This is a genomic window from Halobacillus litoralis (genome assembly GCF_020524025.1).
Taxonomy (GTDB): Bacteria; Bacillota; Bacilli; order Bacillales; family Halobacillaceae; genus Halobacillus; species Halobacillus litoralis_D.
On sequence record NZ_JAIVKN010000001.1, the window covers coordinates 94,657 to 114,857 of the forward strand.

The 20,201-nt window shown below is 39.4% G+C and carries 22 protein-coding genes; 14 read left to right on the forward strand and 8 right to left on the reverse strand.

All coding sequences use genetic code 11. From position 1 onward, the window contains the following. Positions 1-49 precede the first annotated feature (49 nt). Positions 50-949 carry a PucR family transcriptional regulator gene (locus LC036_RS00545; RefSeq protein ID WP_226576675.1) on the reverse strand — a complete coding sequence of 300 codons (900 nt, stop codon included), beginning with the start codon at positions 947-949 and terminating at the stop codon, positions 50-52. Between the two features lie 118 nt (positions 950-1,067). Here LC036_RS00545 and LC036_RS00550 point away from each other — a divergent pair, with 118 nt between their 5' ends. After that, positions 1,068-1,349 carry a metal-sensitive transcriptional regulator gene (locus tag LC036_RS00550; protein WP_226576677.1) on the forward strand — a complete coding sequence of 94 codons (282 nt, stop codon included), beginning with the start codon at positions 1,068-1,070 and terminating at the stop codon, positions 1,347-1,349. 56 nt (positions 1,350-1,405) lie between these two features. On the opposite strand, the gene LC036_RS00555 is transcribed toward LC036_RS00550, so the two are convergent. Further along, entirely contained in the window at positions 1,406-1,591 is a 186-nt protein-coding gene (locus LC036_RS00555; RefSeq protein WP_226576679.1) for a hypothetical protein, read from the reverse strand. A gap of 302 nt (positions 1,592-1,893) precedes the next feature. On the opposite strand from LC036_RS00555, the gene LC036_RS00560 reads away from it, so the two are divergent. The 3 genes from LC036_RS00560 (at position 1,894) to LC036_RS00570 (ending at position 4,532) form a co-directional block, all read left to right on the forward strand. Further along, positions 1,894-3,030 carry a DUF445 domain-containing protein gene (locus LC036_RS00560; protein WP_226576682.1) on the forward strand — a complete coding sequence of 379 codons (1,137 nt, stop codon included), beginning with the start codon at positions 1,894-1,896 and terminating at the stop codon, positions 3,028-3,030. Positions 3,031-3,113: 83 nt separating this feature from the next. After that, positions 3,114-3,473, forward strand: coding sequence for a YlbF family regulator (locus LC036_RS00565; protein ID WP_226576685.1), 360 nt, complete (start codon positions 3,114-3,116; stop codon positions 3,471-3,473). Positions 3,474-3,761: 288 nt separating this feature from the next. Next, positions 3,762-4,532 (forward strand): enoyl-CoA hydratase, encoded by a 771-nt coding sequence (locus LC036_RS00570; protein ID WP_226576688.1) that lies wholly within the window; start codon positions 3,762-3,764, stop codon positions 4,530-4,532. 35 nt (positions 4,533-4,567) lie between these two features. Here LC036_RS00570 and LC036_RS00575 read toward each other — a convergent pair whose 3' ends face one another. After that, positions 4,568-4,753 (reverse strand): YhzD family protein, encoded by a 186-nt coding sequence (locus tag LC036_RS00575; protein ID WP_226576691.1) that lies wholly within the window; start codon positions 4,751-4,753, stop codon positions 4,568-4,570. A 265-nt stretch (positions 4,754-5,018) separates the two neighbouring features. Between LC036_RS00575 and LC036_RS00580 the strand changes: the two genes are divergently transcribed. From LC036_RS00580 to LC036_RS00605, 6 genes are all read left to right on the forward strand, one after another. Beyond that, on the forward strand, positions 5,019-5,918 hold the full coding sequence (locus LC036_RS00580; RefSeq protein ID WP_226576695.1) for an ABC transporter ATP-binding protein: 900 nt from the start codon (positions 5,019-5,021) through the stop codon (positions 5,916-5,918). Continuing rightward, the gene (locus LC036_RS00585; protein WP_226576697.1) at positions 5,911-7,161 is read left to right on the forward strand and encodes an ABC transporter permease; all 1,251 of its coding nucleotides are present in this window, start codon (positions 5,911-5,913) and stop codon (positions 7,159-7,161) included. Before LC036_RS00580 ends, LC036_RS00585 begins: the two co-directional genes overlap by 8 nt. Before the next feature lie 122 nt (positions 7,162-7,283). Next, positions 7,284-8,543, forward strand: coding sequence for a metallophosphoesterase family protein (locus LC036_RS00590; protein ID WP_226576700.1), 1,260 nt, complete (start codon positions 7,284-7,286; stop codon positions 8,541-8,543). Then, entirely contained in the window at positions 8,533-11,433 is a 2,901-nt protein-coding gene (locus tag LC036_RS00595; protein WP_226576703.1) for an ATP-binding protein, read from the forward strand. The genes LC036_RS00590 and LC036_RS00595 overlap by 11 nt, the downstream gene beginning before the upstream one ends. Before the next feature lie 85 nt (positions 11,434-11,518). After that, positions 11,519-12,076 carry a GbsR/MarR family transcriptional regulator gene (locus LC036_RS00600; protein WP_226576706.1) on the forward strand — a complete coding sequence of 186 codons (558 nt, stop codon included), beginning with the start codon at positions 11,519-11,521 and terminating at the stop codon, positions 12,074-12,076. Positions 12,077-12,432: 356 nt separating this feature from the next. After that, complete coding sequence (locus LC036_RS00605) at positions 12,433-12,627, forward strand: sporulation YhaL family protein (protein WP_226576709.1); 195 nt, start codon at positions 12,433-12,435, stop codon at positions 12,625-12,627. A 38-nt stretch (positions 12,628-12,665) separates the two neighbouring features. Here LC036_RS00605 and LC036_RS00610 read toward each other — a convergent pair whose 3' ends face one another. The 3 genes from LC036_RS00610 to LC036_RS00620 all read right to left on the reverse strand — a co-directional run bounded on the left by LC036_RS00610 (position 12,666) and on the right by LC036_RS00620 (position 14,871). Then, the gene (locus tag LC036_RS00610; RefSeq protein ID WP_226576714.1) at positions 12,666-13,571 is read right to left on the reverse strand and encodes a peptidylprolyl isomerase; all 906 of its coding nucleotides are present in this window, start codon (positions 13,569-13,571) and stop codon (positions 12,666-12,668) included. 441 nt (positions 13,572-14,012) lie between these two features. Further along, entirely contained in the window at positions 14,013-14,195 is a 183-nt protein-coding gene (locus LC036_RS00615) for a hypothetical protein (protein ID WP_226576716.1), read from the reverse strand. Positions 14,196-14,319: 124 nt separating this feature from the next. Beyond that, on the reverse strand, positions 14,320-14,871 hold the full coding sequence (locus tag LC036_RS00620) for a DUF3267 domain-containing protein (protein WP_226576719.1): 552 nt from the start codon (positions 14,869-14,871) through the stop codon (positions 14,320-14,322). A 227-nt stretch (positions 14,872-15,098) separates the two neighbouring features. On the opposite strand from LC036_RS00620, the gene LC036_RS00625 reads away from it, so the two are divergent. Beyond that, positions 15,099-15,425 carry a DUF1878 family protein gene (locus LC036_RS00625; protein ID WP_226576722.1) on the forward strand — a complete coding sequence of 109 codons (327 nt, stop codon included), beginning with the start codon at positions 15,099-15,101 and terminating at the stop codon, positions 15,423-15,425. A 72-nt stretch (positions 15,426-15,497) separates the two neighbouring features. Here the strand turns inward: LC036_RS00625 and LC036_RS00630 are convergent, their stop codons facing one another. Beyond that, the gene (locus LC036_RS00630; protein ID WP_226576726.1) at positions 15,498-16,070 is read right to left on the reverse strand and encodes an HTH-type transcriptional regulator Hpr; all 573 of its coding nucleotides are present in this window, start codon (positions 16,068-16,070) and stop codon (positions 15,498-15,500) included. Between the two features lie 191 nt (positions 16,071-16,261). Beyond that, positions 16,262-16,786 carry a GbsR/MarR family transcriptional regulator gene (locus LC036_RS00635; protein WP_226576729.1) on the reverse strand — a complete coding sequence of 175 codons (525 nt, stop codon included), beginning with the start codon at positions 16,784-16,786 and terminating at the stop codon, positions 16,262-16,264. Between the two features lie 283 nt (positions 16,787-17,069). Between LC036_RS00635 and LC036_RS00640 the strand changes: the two genes are divergently transcribed. From LC036_RS00640 to LC036_RS00650, 3 genes are all read left to right on the forward strand, one after another. Beyond that, positions 17,070-18,272, forward strand: coding sequence for a quaternary amine ABC transporter ATP-binding protein (locus tag LC036_RS00640; RefSeq protein ID WP_226576732.1), 1,203 nt, complete (start codon positions 17,070-17,072; stop codon positions 18,270-18,272). Then, on the forward strand, positions 18,256-19,104 hold the full coding sequence (locus tag LC036_RS00645) for an ABC transporter permease (protein ID WP_226576735.1): 849 nt from the start codon (positions 18,256-18,258) through the stop codon (positions 19,102-19,104). The genes LC036_RS00640 and LC036_RS00645 overlap by 17 nt, the downstream gene beginning before the upstream one ends. Positions 19,105-19,177: 73 nt before the next feature. Beyond that, positions 19,178-20,101 carry a glycine betaine ABC transporter substrate-binding protein gene (locus tag LC036_RS00650; RefSeq protein WP_226576738.1) on the forward strand — a complete coding sequence of 308 codons (924 nt, stop codon included), beginning with the start codon at positions 19,178-19,180 and terminating at the stop codon, positions 20,099-20,101. The last annotated feature ends 100 nt before the right edge of the window (positions 20,102-20,201 follow it).

The following is a 20,201-nucleotide window of genomic DNA, read 5'->3' on the forward strand; positions in this document are numbered from 1 at the left end:
CAAAGTGCACAAATGTAAGGGTCGAGCCTTTGTGCACTTTGTCGAAACCCTAGTAATCCAGTTGCAGAAGGGCAAGGTAAGTGATAAGAGCACCATTAAACTGTTTAATATCCAGACCGGTTTTTTCGATGAATTTGTCAACACGATACTGAAGGCTGTTTCTGTGCATATAAAGCTTTTTGGCTGCTAAGGTTGTATTAGAACCAGCTTCTAAGAATACCCGCACAGTTTGAAGTAATTCCTTATCATCTAATACTTCTGCAAAGACAGACCGCTTGATATGCTTCCACTGATCATCAGGCAGGGCTTCAAGGTACAAGTAAGGGATAATGTCTTTGTATGTCACAACAGCATGAAGCTTATGATCCCGGGCAATTTCTGCCCCGCGTTTTGCCCACTCCAGAATTTGTGGAGCATCATTCAAATTATCGGAGAATTCGCTTAAAAAGAATTGAATATTGGTATAAAAGTCACTCATTAATACATCAGGAATGCCCTCAAAAGACAGCACTTCCTGCTGATCGGAAAAAATTTCTTCAATAATAAACCCTTCCCATTCGGATATCCACAGAAGAGGCATTTTCTGTGGGAAAAGGGACTGAAAAGCTTCTTTTATAATTTCCTTGTCTGTTGAAGGATCTTCTATTCTAAATAACATAAACCGGTAATTGTGAGGCCAGTTCATAACTTCCGGACGATATTCACGGCTTTCCAGATAAGTCGTCCAATGCCTCTCTCTTTCTGTCATAGATGCTTGCTCAAAATGCACAGGTGTTAGAAAAATGGAAAGTAAATGAGAGTCATGTGCATGGATTTCGTCTTTTTTTATGCCGATTATTTCTTCTGAGTCTGTTTTAAACCATAAATAATGTGGAGGTTTTTCATCTTGATCCCTTATATCTGTCATGATTGACGGGTAGATTTGTTCAAGTTGTTTGATAACTGACATCAATCTCTTCCTTTTTTTTTGGATATTTACTATTATAGTAATACAATGTAGATATTCCGCAAAGCGCTGGATAATAGAAGTGTATCGTCGGTATCGGTATAGGAAGGGGGATTAACCATTGGATCATGTAGAAGATAAAAGCATATATGGACCGGAAACGAAGAATCGTTTAAAAAGAATAGAAGGCCAGGTGCGTGGTGTTCTTAAAATGATGGATGAGGATAAAGATTGTAAGGATGTTATCACACAGCTGTCCGCAGCACGCTCTGCGATGGATCGTGCGATTGGGTATATTGTAGCCAAGAACTTAGAAGGCTGTATACGTGAAGCTCACGAAGAAGGTGGATCGGCTGAAGAATTGATTAATGAAGCTGTCCAAATGATAGTAAAAAGCAGGTAACATTCAAACTGTGGATAGGAAGGTTTCATGAAACCTTCCTATCCACAGTTTTTTCTTTAGACTTCCCGATGATTTTCATGCTTTGTTTCCTTTTGTCTAGGGATGCTGTGATACTCTCCAATTTGTTCTCGACCGTAAACATTCTGGGTCGTACCGCCTGCCATTCCTTCATTAATCATTCGGTCAACATCAAGTTCGTATTTGTCTTTTCCTTCATCTACCTCATGTTTTCTCTTATCCATTTCTACACCTCCTTTTTTATATCATTTCCACTCCTTGCTTATTCAATGAGAAGGGTAAGCCATAAAGCTGCCTGCCCACCTTATATTTAATATAAATAATACATGCTGAACTCTTATGCCTGTTCACGACCAGCACCTATAACCTTTTTTCACCAGGGTGGAAAAGCAAAGGGGGTTATCTTTTGGGGGAAGGTATGTGAGGGGGAACATGGGATGATTCAGTTGTTGGAAGGGGCTCTTGTTGGCACAACCATGTTATATCCAGTATACTTGGAGCACTAAGATTAGAAAGAGGTTGTACTATGCATCCAGTTATACTTATCCTCATTATGATCGGCATAGGAGCATTTATTGGTGGACTCACCAATTCATTAGCTATCAAAATGCTGTTTCGTCCATATAAAGCTTTGTACATAGGGAAATTCCGCCTGCCATTCACCCCTGGTTTAATCCCTAAGCGCCAAAAAGAACTGGCACAGCAATTAGGAAAAATGGTTGTGAACCATCTTCTCACCCCAGAGGGGATCCGGCGCAAATTAACCCATTCAAAATTCCAGGAACAGATGACAGGATGGGCAAAAGCAGAAGTGACGAAGATGCTTCAACAGGAAAAGACCGTATCAGACCTGCTTACTGTTTTTCATGTCGAAGTTACTTCTGATATGTTAAAGCAGAACATAGCGGAATGGGTGGAAGAGCGCTACCATGATGTGATGACTAATTACAGAGAAGTACGTCTGGAAGATCTCCTGACTACGCAATGGAAGAATAGAATAGATGACGGGGTAGACCAGTCCGCAGATTATATTCAACAAAGTATAGTCGCTTACTTCCATAGTACAGAAGGCAGGGAAAAGGTATCTGCTTTAATTGAAAATTATTTAGATAATCAAGGGTTTTTAGGAAATATGATTTCTTCTTTTATGGGGCCGGAAGGTTTGACGGAGCGTGTTTACCCGATTCTTCTAAAGTATGTATCTGATCGTGAGATGAATGAATGGTTAAAATCGCTGCTCCATTCAGAAAAAAATAAGTGGATGGATCAGCCGCTGTCTTATATAGAAGATATGATCGGATCACAGACAATAGGTAAAACTCTAGGGCAGGCTGTTTCTAACTACCTTCCTGTAGAGCAGTGGACGAAGAAGACAATAGCTGAATGGAGCGAACCTTTTCAGGAGAAAATTTCTGAGCATGTGGTGCCGGCTTTAGTTGAAAAGTCCATTGTTCTTTTATCCTCTAAAATAGAACACATGATGGATACCTTCCGATTAGCTGAAGTTGTACAAGAAGAGGTTGAATCATTCCAAGTGGAAAGACTAGAGGAAATGGTGTTGGGCATTTCCAGAAGAGAATTCAAGATGATTACCTATTTAGGTGCTCTCCTTGGAGGAATTATTGGTTTGCTGCAAGCGATGATTGTGCTATTTTTCGGATAATAACCTATTCCTATACAGACCTTAGTGAGTTTGTTATAGTGGGGTAGGAGTGCAAGAACGAATATTAGGAGGTACTTATTTTTATGGCAAATTTATATGATTACGCGTATGATCTAGAGAAAGCAATCCGCAATAGTGAAGAGTTTAACGGCTTGAAAGAAGCTTATGAAGCTGTTATGAACGACGAAGCGGCGAAGAAAATGTTCGACGATTTCCGTCAAACTCAAATTACGCTTCAGCAAAAGCAGATGCAGGGCGAAGAAATTTCTGAGGAAGAAGTTGAGGAAGCACGCAAAGTTGTTGAACTTGTTCAACAGCACCCTCAAATTTCTAAACTTATGGAAGAAGAACAGCGCTTGAACACAGTGATTAATGATGTCAGCCGGATCATTACAAAACCACTTGAAGAGCTTTACGGTAACCCTGAAGAACCACAACAGTAATAGATTGTTCGATATAGGAATGACCTCTCATTCCATAGAAAAAGGCCTCCGGTTTCGGAGGCCTTTTTTTTAGGCTCTTTCAATTGAAATCACATGTAAGAATTCGTTAATTCGTGGTCCAATACTTCAATGATGAGCCTAAGTGAAATCAACATCTACAAATATTAGAGATAATGAAAAGAAACATATTTTCTATCTTGCAATTCCTTGTCGATAATTGCAGGAAAAGTTCCTTCGCTTGCCGAAACAAGGTTGATGAAGGATTTTTCCAACTACAGGAGGGTGAACATGAAAAATTTTATTATCGAAGAAAAGGATAATGTTGTTCATTTAAAGATAGCACGTGGTGAAAAATACAATGCATTGAATCCAGAAATGCTTGAGGAGTTCACTTCCGCACTGGAAGACATAAAAAAATCTTCTGCTCAAATCGTCTTGCTTTCCGGTCAGGGAGATGGTTTTTGTGCGGGCGGAGATTTAAGTATGATGAAAGAAGTGGCTGATCGCGGGAAGTATGAAGCTGTTATGGAGAATATTGAATATATTGTAAAGTCTTTTTACACCATGCCTAAAATTGTGATTTCTGCTCTCCATGGTCCGGTGGTCGGATTAGGACTAAGTATCGCACTTTCCTCTGACTATGTGATGGCAGAGCAGGGGTGTAAACTGTCTATGAACTTTATCGGCATTGCTCTGGCTCCTGATGGAGGAGGTCATTTCTGGCTGCAGGAGCGGTTAGGGACTCATCAGGCTAAGCATTTTGCGTGGAAAGGGGAGGAAATGTCCGCACAGCAAGCTTTTGATAACAAGTTGATTGACAAGGTTGTGGATGATTCTGTTCACCTGGAAGCGGAGCGGTTAGCAGTCAAATGGAGTCATAGTCCTTTAAAATCCATGATTGCAACCAAAGAAATTTATCATAAATATGGTTTGGAAAAACTAGAGACCTACTTAGCCAAAGAGCGTGAAGTGCAGTGGAACCTGCGCCAGACAGCTGATCATTTAGAAGGGGTCCAAGCTTTTTTTGAGAAGAGAAAACCTCAGTTTCAGGGAAAGTAAAAACGTCGCGCTGATTCAGCGCGACGTTTTATTTTTCAGCGGTGAAATAAAACCAAATGACCATCGGGAGCTACACAGCGATGTGTGTGTGAGCTGAATCCCTGCTCAGCCAGTCTTTTCGTTCCTATTTCCTTTGCTTGATTGTCATTTTCTGCTTCAAATGTTTCATCAAGTACATTGGTTCCATCTTTTTCGAATACAGTTAGAAAGTATTGTTTCATAGGTGTGCCTCCTCGAATGAATAGTTGTTCATTTATTTAATTTCTCATGAAAAGTTAAAAATCCTGCTTAAGTGAAAGAATTTGTCTACTTTTGTTAAATGTATTCAATTTAACCGTTAAGGTAACAAAGAGAATCGAACTCATTCGAGTCGGGCAGGCGGATGAAAAGAAGTGAAAAAATGAAAAATTAAACCTGGATGAAGAAGGTAAATGAAACCATTTATACAATTTGTTCGTAGTAAAAGGAGATAAAGGGGGAAGGAACATGACTTTACGTTTACAGGACGTTACTAAGAAATTTGGTTCGTTTACAGCCGTCAATCAATTGTCTTTGGAGATTCCTGAAAGACAAATATTTGGATTTCTAGGAGCCAATGGAGCTGGCAAGACAACAACTTTTCGAATGATATTGGGATTGATCGATCAAACGCGTGGAGATATCTCATGGAATAATGGAAATATTGGATATGGGGAAAGCCATTTAATTGGCTATCTGCCGGAAGAAAGAGGACTCTATCCAAAAATGAAAGTCAAAGATCAGCTTGTTTATCTGGCGAAACTAAGAGGAATGAAAAAAGCTGAGGCACTCAAGGAACTTGAACAATGGCTGGAACGATTTAAAGTGCCGGAATATAAAAATAAAAAGGTAGAAGAGTTGTCGAAGGGAAATCAACAGAAGATACAGTTTATCTCGGCTGTTTTACATAAACCAAAGTTGTTGATTCTTGATGAACCGTTTTCGGGACTTGACCCCGTTAATGTAGAAATGCTGAAAGAGGCAGTTGTTGATTTAAAAGAAGCAGGTACTTCCATTGTGTTTTCTTCTCATAGAATGGAGCATGTTGAAGAATTATGTGAAAGTCTTTGTATTCTGCATCACGGATCCCCCGTTGTTCACGGGAAGCTGAAGGAAATAAAGAAATCATTCGGGAAGAAAAACATACGAATTCATGCGGATTTCGATTTATCTTTTCTAAAGGATGCTTCTGGTGTAATGAAATATAAGCCGCTCAGTAATGGGTGTGAGCTGCAAATAGAGAGAGAAGAAATAGCTCAAAGTATCTTCGAAAAGCTTCAAGGTAAGGGTTTTGTGCGAACTTTTGACCTTGAAGAGCCGACACTGAATGATATTTTTATTGAAAAGGTAGGGGCTGCATATGAATAAGTTCTTTATTATGATGGGGCATACTTATCTCAATCGGGTAAAATCAAAATCATTTGTCATCACAACCATCATTATGATTTTGTTAATTACTGGATTGTCTAATCTGCAGTCAATCATGGAAACATTCGGGAGCGAAGATAAAGAAAAGAAAGTTGCTGTTATCACTGAAAATGCCTCGTGGTATCAATCCTTAGAGCAGTCACTATCAACCAATGAAGGAATAACGTTGGAAATATATAAGGGAGATCTGGAAGAAGCTAAAAGTGAGGTGGAGGAAGGCAGTTATCATTCAGTTGTTCAAATTGAAAGTGGTGAAAATAATCTTCCAGAAGCTACTTACTATGCCAATCAAATAGCTAATACAGGTAGTAGTGAGCCTGTCCGGCAGGCTTTGCAGCAAGTGAAAACCCAGCAGGTGACCCAGGAGGCGGATATTGAGTCTGATACTTTGCAGCTGATTTCTTCACCCGTTTCCTTTGAACTCGTCGCACTTGAAAAGAGCGCAAAAACAGCGGAAGAGTTAAACCAAACGCGGGGTCTGGTCTATATTATGTTGTTCTTTATGTATTTTGCGGTCATCATGTATGGCCAGATGATCTCTACAGAAGTGGCAACGGAAAAGTCTAGTAGAGTTATGGAAATATTAATATCGAGCGTTTCTCCTGTTTCACAGATGTTTGCCAAGATTTTAGGGATTGCCTTGGTTGGTCTTACCCAGTTTTCTATTTTTATTATTGCGGGGTATTTAGGGATCAGAAGCAGTTTGAATAATGGGAACGAATCTCTGCTGAATGGCTTGGGTCTTACAGATATACAGGGTTCTACTGTCGTTTATGCGGTTATCTTCTTTTTACTGGGATACTTATTGTTTGCAACCCTTGCAGCCACACTGGGCTCTCTTGTAAGTCGATTAGAAGATGCCCAACAGATGATTGCTCCTATGATTATGCTTGTGGTAGCTGCCTTTTTGATTGCTATGTTTGGACTGGGAATGCCTGACTCCACTTTTATAACCATCAGCTCTTATTTTCCTTTCTTTACTCCGCTAATTATGTTCCTGCGGGTAGGGATGCTGGATATTCCTTTATGGGAAGTCGGATTATCGATTGGTTTACTAATCGTTTCTATTGCCCTGCTTGGTTGGATAGGGTCAAGAATTTATCGGGGTGGTGTCTTATTATATGGGAAATCTTCTTCTTTAAAAGATTTAAAGACAGCCCTTCAGTTATCAAAAAAAGAATAAGCTGGGAAAGAGCTCTGTATGGATGCAGAGTTCTTTTTTATTTCTCTCTTATTTTTACGAACGTGCATTCGGTGTCGGGCTTTGATAAAATAGAGTAAAACAGGTAAAAGGAGGCGGATGGAATGGTAAAACCAATTCGATTTATCCATAGCGCCGATTTACATATAGATAGTCTTTTTAAAACGAAAGGGAATCTGCCTGAAATGCTTCTGGAAAAACTTAGGGCCAGTACGTTTGAAGCGTTTGAGAGGCTTATAGATTTATGTATAGATCAAAAGGTGGATTTTCTTTTAATTTCAGGAGATTTATATAATGAAGAAATACGCAGTTTGAAAGCCCAGGTACATCTCCGCCGCGGGTTTGAGCGATTGAACGAACAGGATATTCAAGTGTATTTAAGTTACGGGAATCATGATTATATAAAGGGATCAAAGTATCCTATCGAATTCCCGGAAAACGTCCATGTGTTCCTCACGCATGATGTTGCTTATTTTCCTTATGTCAGAGAAGGAGAAACACGGGCTCATGTATACGGGTTCAGTTATGAAAAGCGAGAGGTTCGAGAGAGGAAAGCCACAGAATATAGAAAAACAGAAGGAGCGGATCTTCATATTGCCATGCTTCATGGCAGTATAGAAACGAATACAGATCATGACGTCTATGCGCCTTTTTCGCTTGGGGAATTGAAAAGCCTTGGAATGGATTATTGGGCCCTTGGTCATATTCACAAAAGGCAGGTGCTGTCTGAAGACCCTCCCGTCGTTTATCCAGGGAATATTCAGGGACGATCGAGAAAAGAGCTGGGCGGCAAAGGAGTCTATTTAGTTGAAGAGCACAAGGAAGGCCTGCTGCGGACTTTTCACCCGCTGCACAGCTTCACTTATGAACATGAACTCATCCATAGTGACCAACTGAAAGATGTATCTGAGATAGAACAGGTGTTAGAAGAGGCTAAGCGGAGAGCGTCACTGTTGAATACGCCTGTCATGCTTACAGTCACTCTTTCTTCTTCAGAAGGTTTTTTAAGAGAGTGGTGGGGATCCGGTATCATACAAGAGTGGACGGATGTTTTAAATGAAGCTGAGGATTTAGGGAGTAATGAATGGATATGGATTGAAGAGGTGAAAATTGAAGATCGTCCTTCGTGGAGTGAGGGGGAATTGGTCAAGAGCCATCATTTCTCAGGAGAGTTTTTAAAACACTTGAATGAAACAAAGGAGTCAGTGATGAATGAGTGGCTGGCGCCGTTGTATGCTCATCGAAAACTATCAAAATATGTAGATGTTCTATCAGAAGCAGAGAGGAAAGAAGTGATAGAGGAAGCGAAATCTTTGACTGTCGAAAGTTTGTTAGGGGAGGAGGGAGAAAGCAATGAGAATTGAAGAGATAAAAATCTTTGGCTTTGGAAAATGGAGGGATTATCATACCCCTTTACATACTCTTCACCCAAATCTTGTGACAGGTAAAAACGAAGCAGGGAAATCAACGCTGTACCAATTTCTTTTATACATATTATTTGATCTGCCACCAAAACAAAGAGAGATCTATTTTCCCAAAAAAGGAGGAACCCTCGGGGGGCAGCTCCTTTTGCAGACACAGGAACATGGTTCAGTTTGGGTTGAACGGATATACGACCGAAACCAGGGAAAGGCTGTCTGCCGGACTTCTTCAGGAAAAGTGTATGGGGAGAAATGGCTGGAGAACATTTTGGGAGGGACGAAGAGAAATGAGTATGCGTCCATTTTCAGTTTTAATTCAGAAGACCTGACAAAGCTGAACAATCTCTCTGGAGATAAGCTGGGCGAAACACTTTTAAATGTTGGTTTAACTGGGTCGGATCATATTTATCGAACAGAAAAGTGGTTGGAGAAACAGGTGGAGGACAGGTTTAAACCCAGAGGGAAAAAACCAGAGATTAATGAACAGCTTCAAATAGTAGAGCGGCTGCACCAGAAAATTCGCTCGGTTGAGAATGAGGAAGATCATTACCAAAAACTCCAAAAAGAAAAACAGGAGATTCATCATCAAATTAATCGATTAGAGGAAGAGTGGAAGCAGAGAACCAACGATCTCTACCGAGCGCAGCAGATCCTAAAGGCTCGCCCCCTTCTTATTCAATATCATCAAACTGTACGCGAACTTGCAGACGAGGATATCATTCATTTTCCAGATTCAGGCGTGGAAAGGTATCAGCATTTAAAAGAGCATATTTTACCTCTGGAATCTGAAAAGCAGCTGCTCACATCTGATCTTGAAGAGCTTCATCAGTCAATAGATGAGCTTGGTCCCATTGGCAGCCCTCAACTGCTTGAAGAAGCTCAATCACTTTTAAATGTACGTCCAGAGTATGAACAGACTGTGTATGAGTACGAAAGCTCCTTACGGCAGTCTGAGCGTTTAAGGGAACAGGTTCAGAAAGATTTGAGTTATATGGATGTGTCTCTGGACGAAGGGGAACTGGATGAGTATCCTCTTCCATTCTATATAGAAGAGACATGGCGTGACATAAAAAAAGAAACAGAAAAAATCGAGCAAGAACAACAATTCCTGAAAGAACAGGAAGAAGATATGGATCGAGAATTTAAGCGGATAAAAAATAATAAATCATCCATAGAAAAAGCACAGATCAGTAATGAAAAAATAAAGACTTATAAAAACAAACTGCAGGGGGTTTACGAAACAGCCGGATCTTCATCAGACGATCAAACATCCCAGGTTAGGATGAAAAAACAGCGGTTAGGTGCTTCTACAGCCGCCTTTTGCAGCGTGGTAATTGGAGGGTTCTTGCAATGGTTAGGGAGCGGAATGGAACTACTGTTCATTATGCTTCTGACAGGTACTGGATTTGCTTACTATGCATATCAAATCCATAGGAAGATACAAAAACGCCATAATGACTCGTATGGAGATGATTACACAGATCATGAAGTGGAAGAAGCCAGAAGGCAGATACAGCAGTATGAAGCCCATCAAACAGAGTTAAAACATTTACATGAGCAATGGAAGCAATTGAATCAAGAGGACATAAGGCTTAATGAAAAAAGAAATAATCTTCAACAAAGAGAAAAAAGATTATCTGCACTAAAGGATGAACAGGTGAGTCATTACCCTTTTTTGGCAGCCTTAGATGTACAACATTGGGAAAAGCTGTTTCATCTCTTAAGCCAAACTCGTGAAAAGAGACGGGGATACCTTAATCAAGTAGAAGATATAAAAAAATACACGGCTAAAGAAAAGGAAATTAAAGAAAAGCTTCAAGCGTTTTATCATCGGTTGGACTGGGAATTTAATGAGGAACACATGAATCGTCAGTGGCAGCTTTTAGAAGAGTGGAAAAACCAACAGCTCGCTAAACAAGAACAACTTCGACAGAAAAAGACAACAGTGGAGAGTGTTAGAAAACGGTTGAAAGAAACAGAATTTAAACTGCAAACGTTTGAGAAACAGAGAGATCAGCTTTATAACGAAGCGTCCGTTTTAACGGAGCAGAAGTTTTTTGAGAGATCAGCTCTAAAGCAAAAGCAGGAACAAAGAATTCATCAGAAAGCAGAACTTGAAAGACAATTTGAGGGAATGCTGTCAGGTGACGAGCAGGATGACCTTATGGTTCAGGATAAAGTGCCTGAAGAGAGTGAACTGCAGTCATGGATAGAACGTTGTAAGCAGGATAAACAGCAGTTGGAAGAGCAGAAATCAGAAGCACAGCAAAAACTAGCTGATATTCATAGTGCTGTGAAACAAATGGAGAATTCTGATGAACGGTCTCGAATCACCCATCTTTTTCATTTGGAAAAAGATAAATTACGCTCTCAGGCTAAGGAATGGGCCGCCTATCAAGTAGCTTTGCAATCCTTAAAAGAGACAAAACAAACATACAAGGAAAAGTACCTGCCAAAAGTGCTGGAAACGGCCGAAGAGTATTTTACAAAATTGACAGAGGGGCAGTACATTCATATCCATTTTCCAGAAGGATTGGAACACCTCAAAATCAAGCACAAGAACGGTTTAGTTTATACACTTGATGAACTCTCAAGAGGGACAAGGGACCAGTTATACATTTCCATTCGACTCGCCTTAGGTGTAACGATGGCTGAGACACTTCGTCTACCATTTTTAGTGGATGATGCTTTTGTACATTTTGATTCTGTACGTTTACAAGCGATGGTACAGATTCTAGAAGAATTGTCAGTGGAGCATCAAATGATTATTTTTACATGGAGAAGCGATTTACAGAAGTCCTTTCAATCTCCAAATGTTCTGCGTCTTCAATAAAATGCAGGTTTAGTTCGCAATATGTGAACTTTAATGATAAAATGTTTTAAGATTACTTGAGTATTAAGCAAATGGAGGGTTTCCATTGCCAGAAACAAACAATAAAGACTGGGCTAAATATGAAGATACAATTGAACAATTCATTCAGGTGATTGCTAAGAACATGAATTTGTATGGCGTTACTCCTTCCATCGGTCGATTGTACGGAGTACTTTACTTCTCTCAAGACCCGATGACTCTTGATGATATGAGAGAGGCATTGGAGATGAGTAAGACAAGTATGTCTACGGGTGTACGTGCTTTATCTGACATGAAAATGGTGGAACCTTCCTTTAAAAAAGGTGTCCGCAAAGATCTATATAAATCAGAAGAAGACTGGTATAAATCTTTCACTTCTTTATTCGGAAGCCGTTGGAGACACCACACGGAAACGAATATTGAGGAAGCGGACGAAGCCATTCAAGAGCTGCAGGGAATAAAAGATAGTACATCAGATGAACAGTTGAAGGAAAAAATCACGATGGATATTGACCGTTTGGAATACGCTCAAAATTATTATCGCTGGTTAATGAAATTTATACATGTTGTAGAGTCTGGTGAAATCTTTCAATATGTCCCAAAAATAGATCAAAATAAAAAGTAAAAACTGTTCCCTGCTTTCCGGCATGTTTAACTTTGTACGTTAAACGTCTGGAAAGAGGGGCAGTTTTTTTGTTTCATAATGGTGGACGTCTATATAAATACAAGAAACAGCATATGTCCTTATTATGATACTTAAGAATGTCAAAGGAAAAAAAGGGATAGTTATGGGCATGAAGCGGAGATCTTTGCTGAGAAAAGTGGATTGTTTTTAAGCATTACTTGAAGGTGTTAGAAAAGAGGGAGTTTATTAATGTGATGCACATTAATACATGCGCAATTCTGATGTTTAGACAGCTTGTTCATATTTTGATGATCCCCCTCATAAACTAGTTTTAAAAGAGCGGGGAGGATTCGATCATGTTATTTGGACTTCCAATATGGGTGTTTTTATGTATTGTATTTATATTTGTCAGCGGCTATATGGCTTTTCGTGCGATGAAAGCTGAACATACGCTTGAGCAGGAGTATATTGAGCGTGAGGGGCAAGTGTATTTAAAAAGAATGGAACAGGAAAAGGAACGGCGTGAAAAAACAACCATGATGTCAGAGTAAAAGCCAGGTGATTTCTCACCTGGCTTTTGTATGCTGAATTATTCTTCTTTTTTATCCTCTTCAGCGGGAGCTTCTTCTTCTGCTGATTGAGTTTCAAAGAGATCTTTATACTCATCAATTTTCACATCAACCTCAGCATCTTTCAGCATTTGATCCATTTTTTTCTGTAATTCTGTTTGATCAACCTGCTGATTTACTAATGTCCGTTTAATTTCATCCTTCTTATCTTCATAAGAACCAATATCTTCTTTGTCGCGTTTCTCAGTTACTTTAATGATGTGGTAACCAAATTCTGTTTGAACAGGCTCGCTTACTTTACCTGGTTCAAGGTCATAGGCTACTTCTTCAAATTCCGCTACCATGTCTCCAGGACCGAACCAACCAAGATCGCCGCCTTTTTCAGCTGATCCATCTGTTGAGTATTCCTTGGCAAGTTCAGCGAAATCAGCACCATCTTCAAGCTTTTGTTTAACTTCTTCAGCCGTTTTTTCATCTTTTACAAGAATATGACTGGCTTTTACTTCTGTTTTCATACGCTCATAGTATTGTTTCATTTCTTCTTCGGAAATTTCTATACCTTCAGAAGCTGCTTTTTCTTGTAGAAGGCTTAAGCGAATCGTCTCTTTAAATTCATCTTCGTCAGAGAAACCACTCTGTTGAAGCACCATTTCAAATTGGTCACCATATTGCTCTTTTAAAGTCTCTAGTTCTTTATTAACTGCTTCGTCAGATACTTCATATTTGTTAGAAAGAACCTCTTTCATCACAAGGCTCTGAAGAACCTGTTCACCGTTTTGACTTTTCAATTCTTGATAAAATTCTTCTTTGGTAATCTCTCCACCGCTTGTTTCTACAACAACTTCAGAATCATCCGCGTTTGATGAACAAGCAGATAAGGTGAATACGCTCGCTGCTAGAGCAGCAGTGATGGCTACTTTTTTCATAATCTGACACTCCTAAAACTTATTGTGATTTTTTCGTGACGTAGAGTTTGTTGAACAGCCTATGAGTAAATATAACACATTTTACCTCTTATATTCTATACCGTTCTTTTAAAATTAAAGATCTCCCATGAAGATACCGTTTTTATGGGGCCTTGATTTAGAAATATCTCATTAAGATGAAGGTCCTTCGAGATAAGGTGCGCTCTCCAAGGGCCTGTGCTCAGCCTTTTCCTCGGTGGTTTCACCGATCACTTTCCTCCCGCACAGCGGTCTTCCCGACCTACCTTCTGAAGCACTTGAAATCATACAATTCCTATGGCAGGGGGCAGGCCCTTAAAAGCCTCTTAGACAAGGGCTTGCAGATAAAAGAGGTAAAGGTTTGGGGAAAACCTGAAATATAAAAACAGGCCGTTATGAACTACGTTCACCGGCCTGTTGATCTTAAAGTGTATTAAGGACTTCCACATAGGATGATATTAGTAAAATCGTAATAAGAACATTTATTGTTCGGAAGACGCGAGTTTGTTTTTCGGTCGACATTTTCGTTTTCAAGCATAAGGAATGTGTGAGTGAATTAAACACAAATAAAATGACGAGCGCATACAAGCTGAATCCAATTGCCATAGTGAAGAACCTCCTTTATTCCCTATGAAACTACTCTATCAAAGTTTAACAAAATTGAACAGAAAAAACATACGACTTATAAGAAAAACAGCGGTCATCTATTTAGATGACCGCTGTACAATAGCTACGCTTTCGGTTGATGAATTAGAATATCATAGCCTTCTTTAGCATTTTCAATCAGGCATTTCTTCGGTGCTTTTGCAAAGTAGTTTAAATATAAGAAATCAGAAAATGAAAGGCCGATGTTCACAGATGCAAAGAGAACAAGATAGGCAAAATAGTGAGGGAAGACATAACTCATGATTAATGTTGGAAATGTAATCAATACCGTCGGCGCTAATGCCATCATGATTGATGTCTTCTTAGATAATCTTGTTTTACATTGATAAGTGAACGTAGGAACGAACCTTTTTCTGAACTTGAAATTCACACGAAGTCGTTTATAGCACAACATCAAGGGAAGCATATGCATAAGACGGTGCATAGATGGCAGAAAGAATAAAATAACCAATAATGGTATGAATCCGTGATCATTCATGTGATGTGTCCCGTGAATCATAGAGATCGGCAGATACAAGATTAAAAAAGATAACAATCCTGTAAGAAAAGACATGATATAAACACGATTCAGACCGAATTCTTTATTGATGTTCACTGATTTCCAGCAGTTCATCATAAGAATCCCCCCTTACTACAAAAAATACTGTGATTTTATAATAATTATCGATATGATAAGAGTATGATTGATGATTCGTATGTGTAGCACAAGACGAATAATAGTATGTTTAGAGATAAAAAGCAATAGGTTTTCTGTAAAAAAAATACTTGTTTTTTGATCTTCATTTTGAAGGAGTTGAAAACCTTGCTGTGGCAAGGGTGAAATCGGGGTTTGGAGGGAATGTTGTGAAGAGAGAAAATCCTTGTGAAACCTTTTCATTTCAACTGAATTTGTTGCTGAATGTAAAGGATATGCAGAAGTACCCATTTACGAAAATGGTTATTGATTATAATTTGACTGAAAAGGAATATGAGGAGACCCTGGAGCTGTTGGATTTACTGTCCTGTAAATATTATGAAGATGTGAATGACGGACTAATGGATCATTCCTCTTTATTGATACACTATGCAGGGATGTTATGCTTTAAAATGCCTGTAAACGAATCCTTGAAGGCAATGTATGAGGAAGGACTATACGTCGATCTTGTGAAGATATTAATGAAATACATATAAAAACCCTTTCCCGAAATTATTCGAGGAAAGGGTTTTTTTAAGTCTAAGGATAGTTCTATTATTGTGGAGCCACTAGGAAGACCTGGACTTTTTCTTATAATCTTCAATGTCTGTTGGCTGATTAACCATAGGCTCTTCTTCAATGTTTTCCAGGGAACGCTCTAGAATTTCCATATATTCTTCACCGTAAATCTCTTTAATAAGAGCAGATAAGTCCAAAAACTCGGGTAATTTCCCATACATTTCTGTCATCGGCATCACACCCCTGAGGACAGAATTATCTTCAGGCTGATATTCGTTTAGTGTCGCTTCTAACAAGTGAATTCCTTCAGGAGTCAATTCTACATAAGTGTTCCTTTTGTCATTCTCACGTTTAGAAAACTGAAGAAGACCCCGTTCCTCCATTTTCTTAGAGAAGTTGAAGGCAGTTGAGACGTGCATGACCCCATATTTTGAGATTTCCGAAATACTGGCACCTTTTAAATGATAAGCGATCCATAAAATATGGTGTTCATTGATGTTCAACTGAAAAGGTTTGATCCAATCCTGCCAATCCTTCTCGATGGCTTTCCAAAGCGCCTTAGACAACTGAGCCATTTTGTGACTATAAAAAATAGCTTCCCGCTTTGTGATCTTATCCTTCATTCAATTTCACCTTCTTTAGGTATTTTCTTACTATTTATTATGACAAATCTGCCTTAAATAGGAAAGAACTAATGTGTTAGTCCATATGAGTATATTTCCTCTCTATTATAATATAAAACCTTCATGAAAATTCAAGATATAATGTGCTGATTAGAATAGAAGAATACCGAGCATTCTAAATGCCCGGTATTTTATTCATCAGAAAAAGAGCGATTCGTTTTTAAAGTGTGAAAAGTTTCCTCAATCCATTCATGAAATTTAATCATATCCTGCATTCTTCCGTATAAGTCATCGACTCTATTTAAGTATTCTTCGTTTAAACCGTCCTTGGAACTAGATGACAACTCATTCTCCATTTTCATCAATGAGCTTTTTTGCTCGCCTGCTGCTAATCTGCATTTATGAATATATGAGGACATCAAGTTTTTATATAAGTTCTCATTTGCCTGGTAGAGATCCTTTCGAACCCCTTTTTTCCAAACACGTTCAACGAGACCTTGCTCTAATAAACTACGAATCCCGGTGCTCATAGACGTTTTGCTCTTTCCAAGAGCGTTACTCATTTCGTCTAATGTCATCGGTGACTTGTGGAGATAGAGGGTAACAAACAGGTGCGAATCTGCAGTGGAAAGGCCAAATATATTCAAGGTTTTAGAAAATTCGTGAATGACTTTTGTTTGGATGTCTTCTATTGAATGGTGGTCTATTAATACCATGAGATCCTCCTTCGAAAGTTTCTATAGTTAGATTACTACATTTTCCAAACGATTGAAAATTTTAAAAAAGGGAGAAATTCAAAGCATATTAGAGTAAATGTAATCAATTAAACTGATTAATATCGTACAGTTTATTCTGTACGTATTTTTTGTTCTTATTTACAAGAATTTATCGTTTGAACTTTATGTTTCAAATAGGTTACATTATGTAAGGTGATTGTTGCGTACGAAATTAAGAAGCTATCAACATTCCATAAAAATAGTAAAAGACGAGGTGAGTTACGTGCCGATCATACAGGTGGAGAACTTGTCTAAAATATTTGGAAAGAATGCAAAGAAAGCTACCAAATACTTAGATGATGGATTATTGAAAGAAGATATTTTGAAAAAGACAGGTAATACTGTCGGGGTTAACCGCGCATCCTTTGACGTAGAAGAAGGAGAAATCTTTGTCATCATGGGGTTGTCAGGAAGTGGGAAATCAACTTTGGTTCGTTTGATTAACCGCTTGATCGAACCTACAGAAGGAAGTGTCTATATCGATGGGCAGGACCTGGCGAAAATGGACAAAAAAGATCTTCGCGACGTCAGACGTGAAAAATTGAGCATGGTATTCCAACGTTTTGGTCTTTTTCCACACCGTACAGTTTTGGAAAATGCAGAATTCGGACTTGAAGTACAAGGGATCGATAAAAGTGAAAGACAGAAGAAAGCACAAAACTCATTAGAACTTGTTGGTCTGGGTGGATATATCCATCAGTATCCTGGTCAGCTATCCGGAGGGATGCAGCAGCGTGTTGGCTTAGCACGTGCGCTTGCTAATGACCCGGAAGTTCTCCTTATGGATGAAGCCTTTTCGGCTCTTGATCCATTGATTCGGAAAGAAATGCAGGATGAACTTCTTGAACTGCAGGAAACAATGAAGAAAACCATTTTATTCATCACCCACGATTTAGATGAGGCGCTGCGTATAGGCGATCGAATCGCATTGATGAAAGATGGACGAATTGTACAGGTGGGTACACCTGAGGAGATTTTAGTGAACCCTGCTAACGAATATGTAGAGAAATTCGTTGAGGACGTAGATCGATCTAAAGTCTTGACAGCTGAACACATTATGAAACGTCCAGAAACCGTTGATATTGATAAGCACGGTCCAAGAAGCGCATTAGAACGTATGCGTAAAGAGGGACTTTCCACCATTTATGTGACAGATGTAAAAAGAAATCTCCAAGGTTATGTAACGGCAGATGATGTTTCTGAAGCTGCTAAACAAGACAAGAAAGACTTGCACGGGATTCTTAGGACGGATGTTCCTAAAGTCAACCCTGAGACACCAATGCAGGAGATTTTTGAAATCATTCACGATGCACCAGTCCCTGTTGCGGTCATAAATGACGGGAAATTAGCGGGCATTATTGTTAGAGGAGCCGTCATTGCGGCATTAGCTGGAAGTGAGGTGAATTTAAATGGGTTTGATTCCTAAAGTACCTGTAGCCCAATGGATTTCTGACGCTACAGACTTGATTACGGATACATTTGGATTCTTATTTGATTTTATTAAAAATGACTTTGGTGACTTTATTGAAATGGTTGCTGAAGGATGGCTGATGGGAATACCTACCTGGGTGTTCATTATTTTAATCGGTGTGCTTGCCTTTTTCGTTTCAGGAAAAAGACTTGGTTTGACAGCATTCTCTGTTATCGGGCTATGGTTTATAGCAAACCAGGAACTGTGGGAAGAGCTGATGAACACGTTCACTTTGGTTATTTTCGCTAGTCTGATTTCAGTCATTATTGGAGTTCCTTTTGGTATATGGATGGCGAAAAGTAAAACAGTTGAAAAAATCATTACCCCGATTCTGGACTTTATGCAAACGATGCCGGCATTTGTATACTTAATTCCGGCTGTCGCCTTTTTCGGTATCGGAATGGTACCAGGTGTATTCGCTTCTGTTATTTTTGCAGCACCTCCAACAGTCCGGTTTACAAACCTTGGTATTCGTCAAGTATCACACGAATTAATTGAAGCATCAGATTCCTTCGGTACAACGGGTACACAAAAATTGTTTAAGGTGCAGCTGCCTATGGCGAAGAAAACCATTATGGCCGGGATTAACCAAACGGTAATGCTTGCTCTTTCCATGGTCGTCATTGCTTCCATGATCGGTGCAAAAGGTTTAGGGCAGGAGGTTATTACTGCCTTGCAGCGTGCTGAGGTAGGTGCCGGTTTTGTTGCAGGACTTGGTATCGTTATCTTAGCTATCATCATTGACCGCTTCACACAAAATCTGAATACGCAGCGCGGTGAGCAATAAATAGTAGATTTTCAAAAAAAAGATCTATATATGGTCTTTTATTATAAAAAATAAAAATAGGGGAGAGATTTACATGTTTAATTGGAATTGGAAACGTATAGGTATGACCGCAGGACTTTCATTAACTCTTATAGCTGCAGGTTGTGGGTCTTCAGACGAAGGAAATGAAGCATCTGGAGATTCTCAGGATGAAGTCAGTTACGGAGAACAAATGGACTATGAAATTACAGGAGTAGAAGCTGGTGCTGGTGTAGTAAAAACAGCACAAAAAGCGACAGAAGAATATGAGAACCTTGACGGCTGGGAAGTGGCTCCATCATCTTCCGGTGCAATGGCAACAGCTCTTGGAGAGGCTATCGAAGATGAAGAACCTATTATCGTTACGGGATGGACTCCACACTGGAAGTTTTCTAAATATGATCTGAAGTACTTGGAAGACCCTAAAGATTTGTTTGGCGGCGAAGAGCAAATTAAGACAATGGCCCGTCAAGGTCTGGAAGAAGATAAACCAAATGCTTATAAAATTCTTGATCAGTTTAACTGGACAACAGAAGATATGGAGACAGTTATGCTGGAAATCACTGATGGAGTAAGTGAAGAAGAGGCAGCGAATAACTGGATTGAAAACAACCAGGATAAAGTTGATGAGTGGACAAAAGGAACAGAAGAAGTGGACGGTACAGAACTTGATCTTGTGTTTGTAAACTGGGACTCTGAGATTGCTTCTACAAACGTTGTTGCTGAAGTGATGAAGCAGCAAGGATTTGATGTAACCATTACACCAATTGATAATGGTACGATGTGGGAAGCTGTTGCCTCTGGAGAAGCAGATGGCATGGTTGCAGCATGGCTGCCCCGCACTCACGGTGACCTATACGAACAACATAAAGAAGATCTTGTAGATCTTGGTGCAAACCTTGAAGGTGCGAAGGTTGGACTAGTTGTACCGAAATATATGGATGTTGATTCAATTGAAGATTTAGAACCAGCAGAATAATTCAAAGGGCACGGGCAGATATAATATCTGCCTGTGCTTTTTTGTTGGAGTATTTTTTGTGATGAGAGTGATCTTGTGTGTTTGGAGAGGTCAACGCAGT

Bases quoted from the DNA above. Each gene is read 5' to 3' on its own strand.
- LC036_RS00545 (WP_226576675.1), bottom strand. From the start codon at position 949: ATGTCAGTTATCAAACAACTTGAACAAATCTACCCGTCAATCATGACA.
- LC036_RS00555 (WP_226576679.1), bottom strand. From the start codon at position 1,591: ATGGATAAGAGAAAACATGAGGTAGATGAAGGAAAAGACAAATACGAA.
- LC036_RS00560 (WP_226576682.1), top strand. From the start codon at position 1,894: ATGCATCCAGTTATACTTATCCTCATTATGATCGGCATAGGAGCATTT.
- LC036_RS00565 (WP_226576685.1), top strand. From the start codon at position 3,114: ATGGCAAATTTATATGATTACGCGTATGATCTAGAGAAAGCAATCCGC.
- LC036_RS00570 (WP_226576688.1), top strand. From the start codon at position 3,762: ATGAAAAATTTTATTATCGAAGAAAAGGATAATGTTGTTCATTTAAAG.
- LC036_RS00575 (WP_226576691.1), bottom strand. From the start codon at position 4,753: ATGAAACAATACTTTCTAACTGTATTCGAAAAAGATGGAACCAATGTA.
- LC036_RS00580 (WP_226576695.1), top strand. From the start codon at position 5,019: ATGACTTTACGTTTACAGGACGTTACTAAGAAATTTGGTTCGTTTACA.
- LC036_RS00585 (WP_226576697.1), top strand. From the start codon at position 5,911: ATGAATAAGTTCTTTATTATGATGGGGCATACTTATCTCAATCGGGTA.
- LC036_RS00590 (WP_226576700.1), top strand. From the start codon at position 7,284: ATGGTAAAACCAATTCGATTTATCCATAGCGCCGATTTACATATAGAT.
- LC036_RS00595 (WP_226576703.1), top strand. From the start codon at position 8,533: ATGAGAATTGAAGAGATAAAAATCTTTGGCTTTGGAAAATGGAGGGAT.
- LC036_RS00605 (WP_226576709.1), top strand. From the start codon at position 12,433: ATGTTATTTGGACTTCCAATATGGGTGTTTTTATGTATTGTATTTATA.
- LC036_RS00610 (WP_226576714.1), bottom strand. From the start codon at position 13,571: ATGAAAAAAGTAGCCATCACTGCTGCTCTAGCAGCGAGCGTATTCACC.
- LC036_RS00615 (WP_226576716.1), bottom strand. From the start codon at position 14,195: ATGGCAATTGGATTCAGCTTGTATGCGCTCGTCATTTTATTTGTGTTT.
- LC036_RS00620 (WP_226576719.1), bottom strand. From the start codon at position 14,871: ATGATGAACTGCTGGAAATCAGTGAACATCAATAAAGAATTCGGTCTG.
- LC036_RS00630 (WP_226576726.1), bottom strand. From the start codon at position 16,070: ATGAAGGATAAGATCACAAAGCGGGAAGCTATTTTTTATAGTCACAAA.
- LC036_RS00635 (WP_226576729.1), bottom strand. From the start codon at position 16,786: ATGGTATTAATAGACCACCATTCAATAGAAGACATCCAAACAAAAGTC.
- LC036_RS00645 (WP_226576735.1), top strand. From the start codon at position 18,256: ATGGGTTTGATTCCTAAAGTACCTGTAGCCCAATGGATTTCTGACGCT.
- LC036_RS00650 (WP_226576738.1), top strand. From the start codon at position 19,178: ATGTTTAATTGGAATTGGAAACGTATAGGTATGACCGCAGGACTTTCA.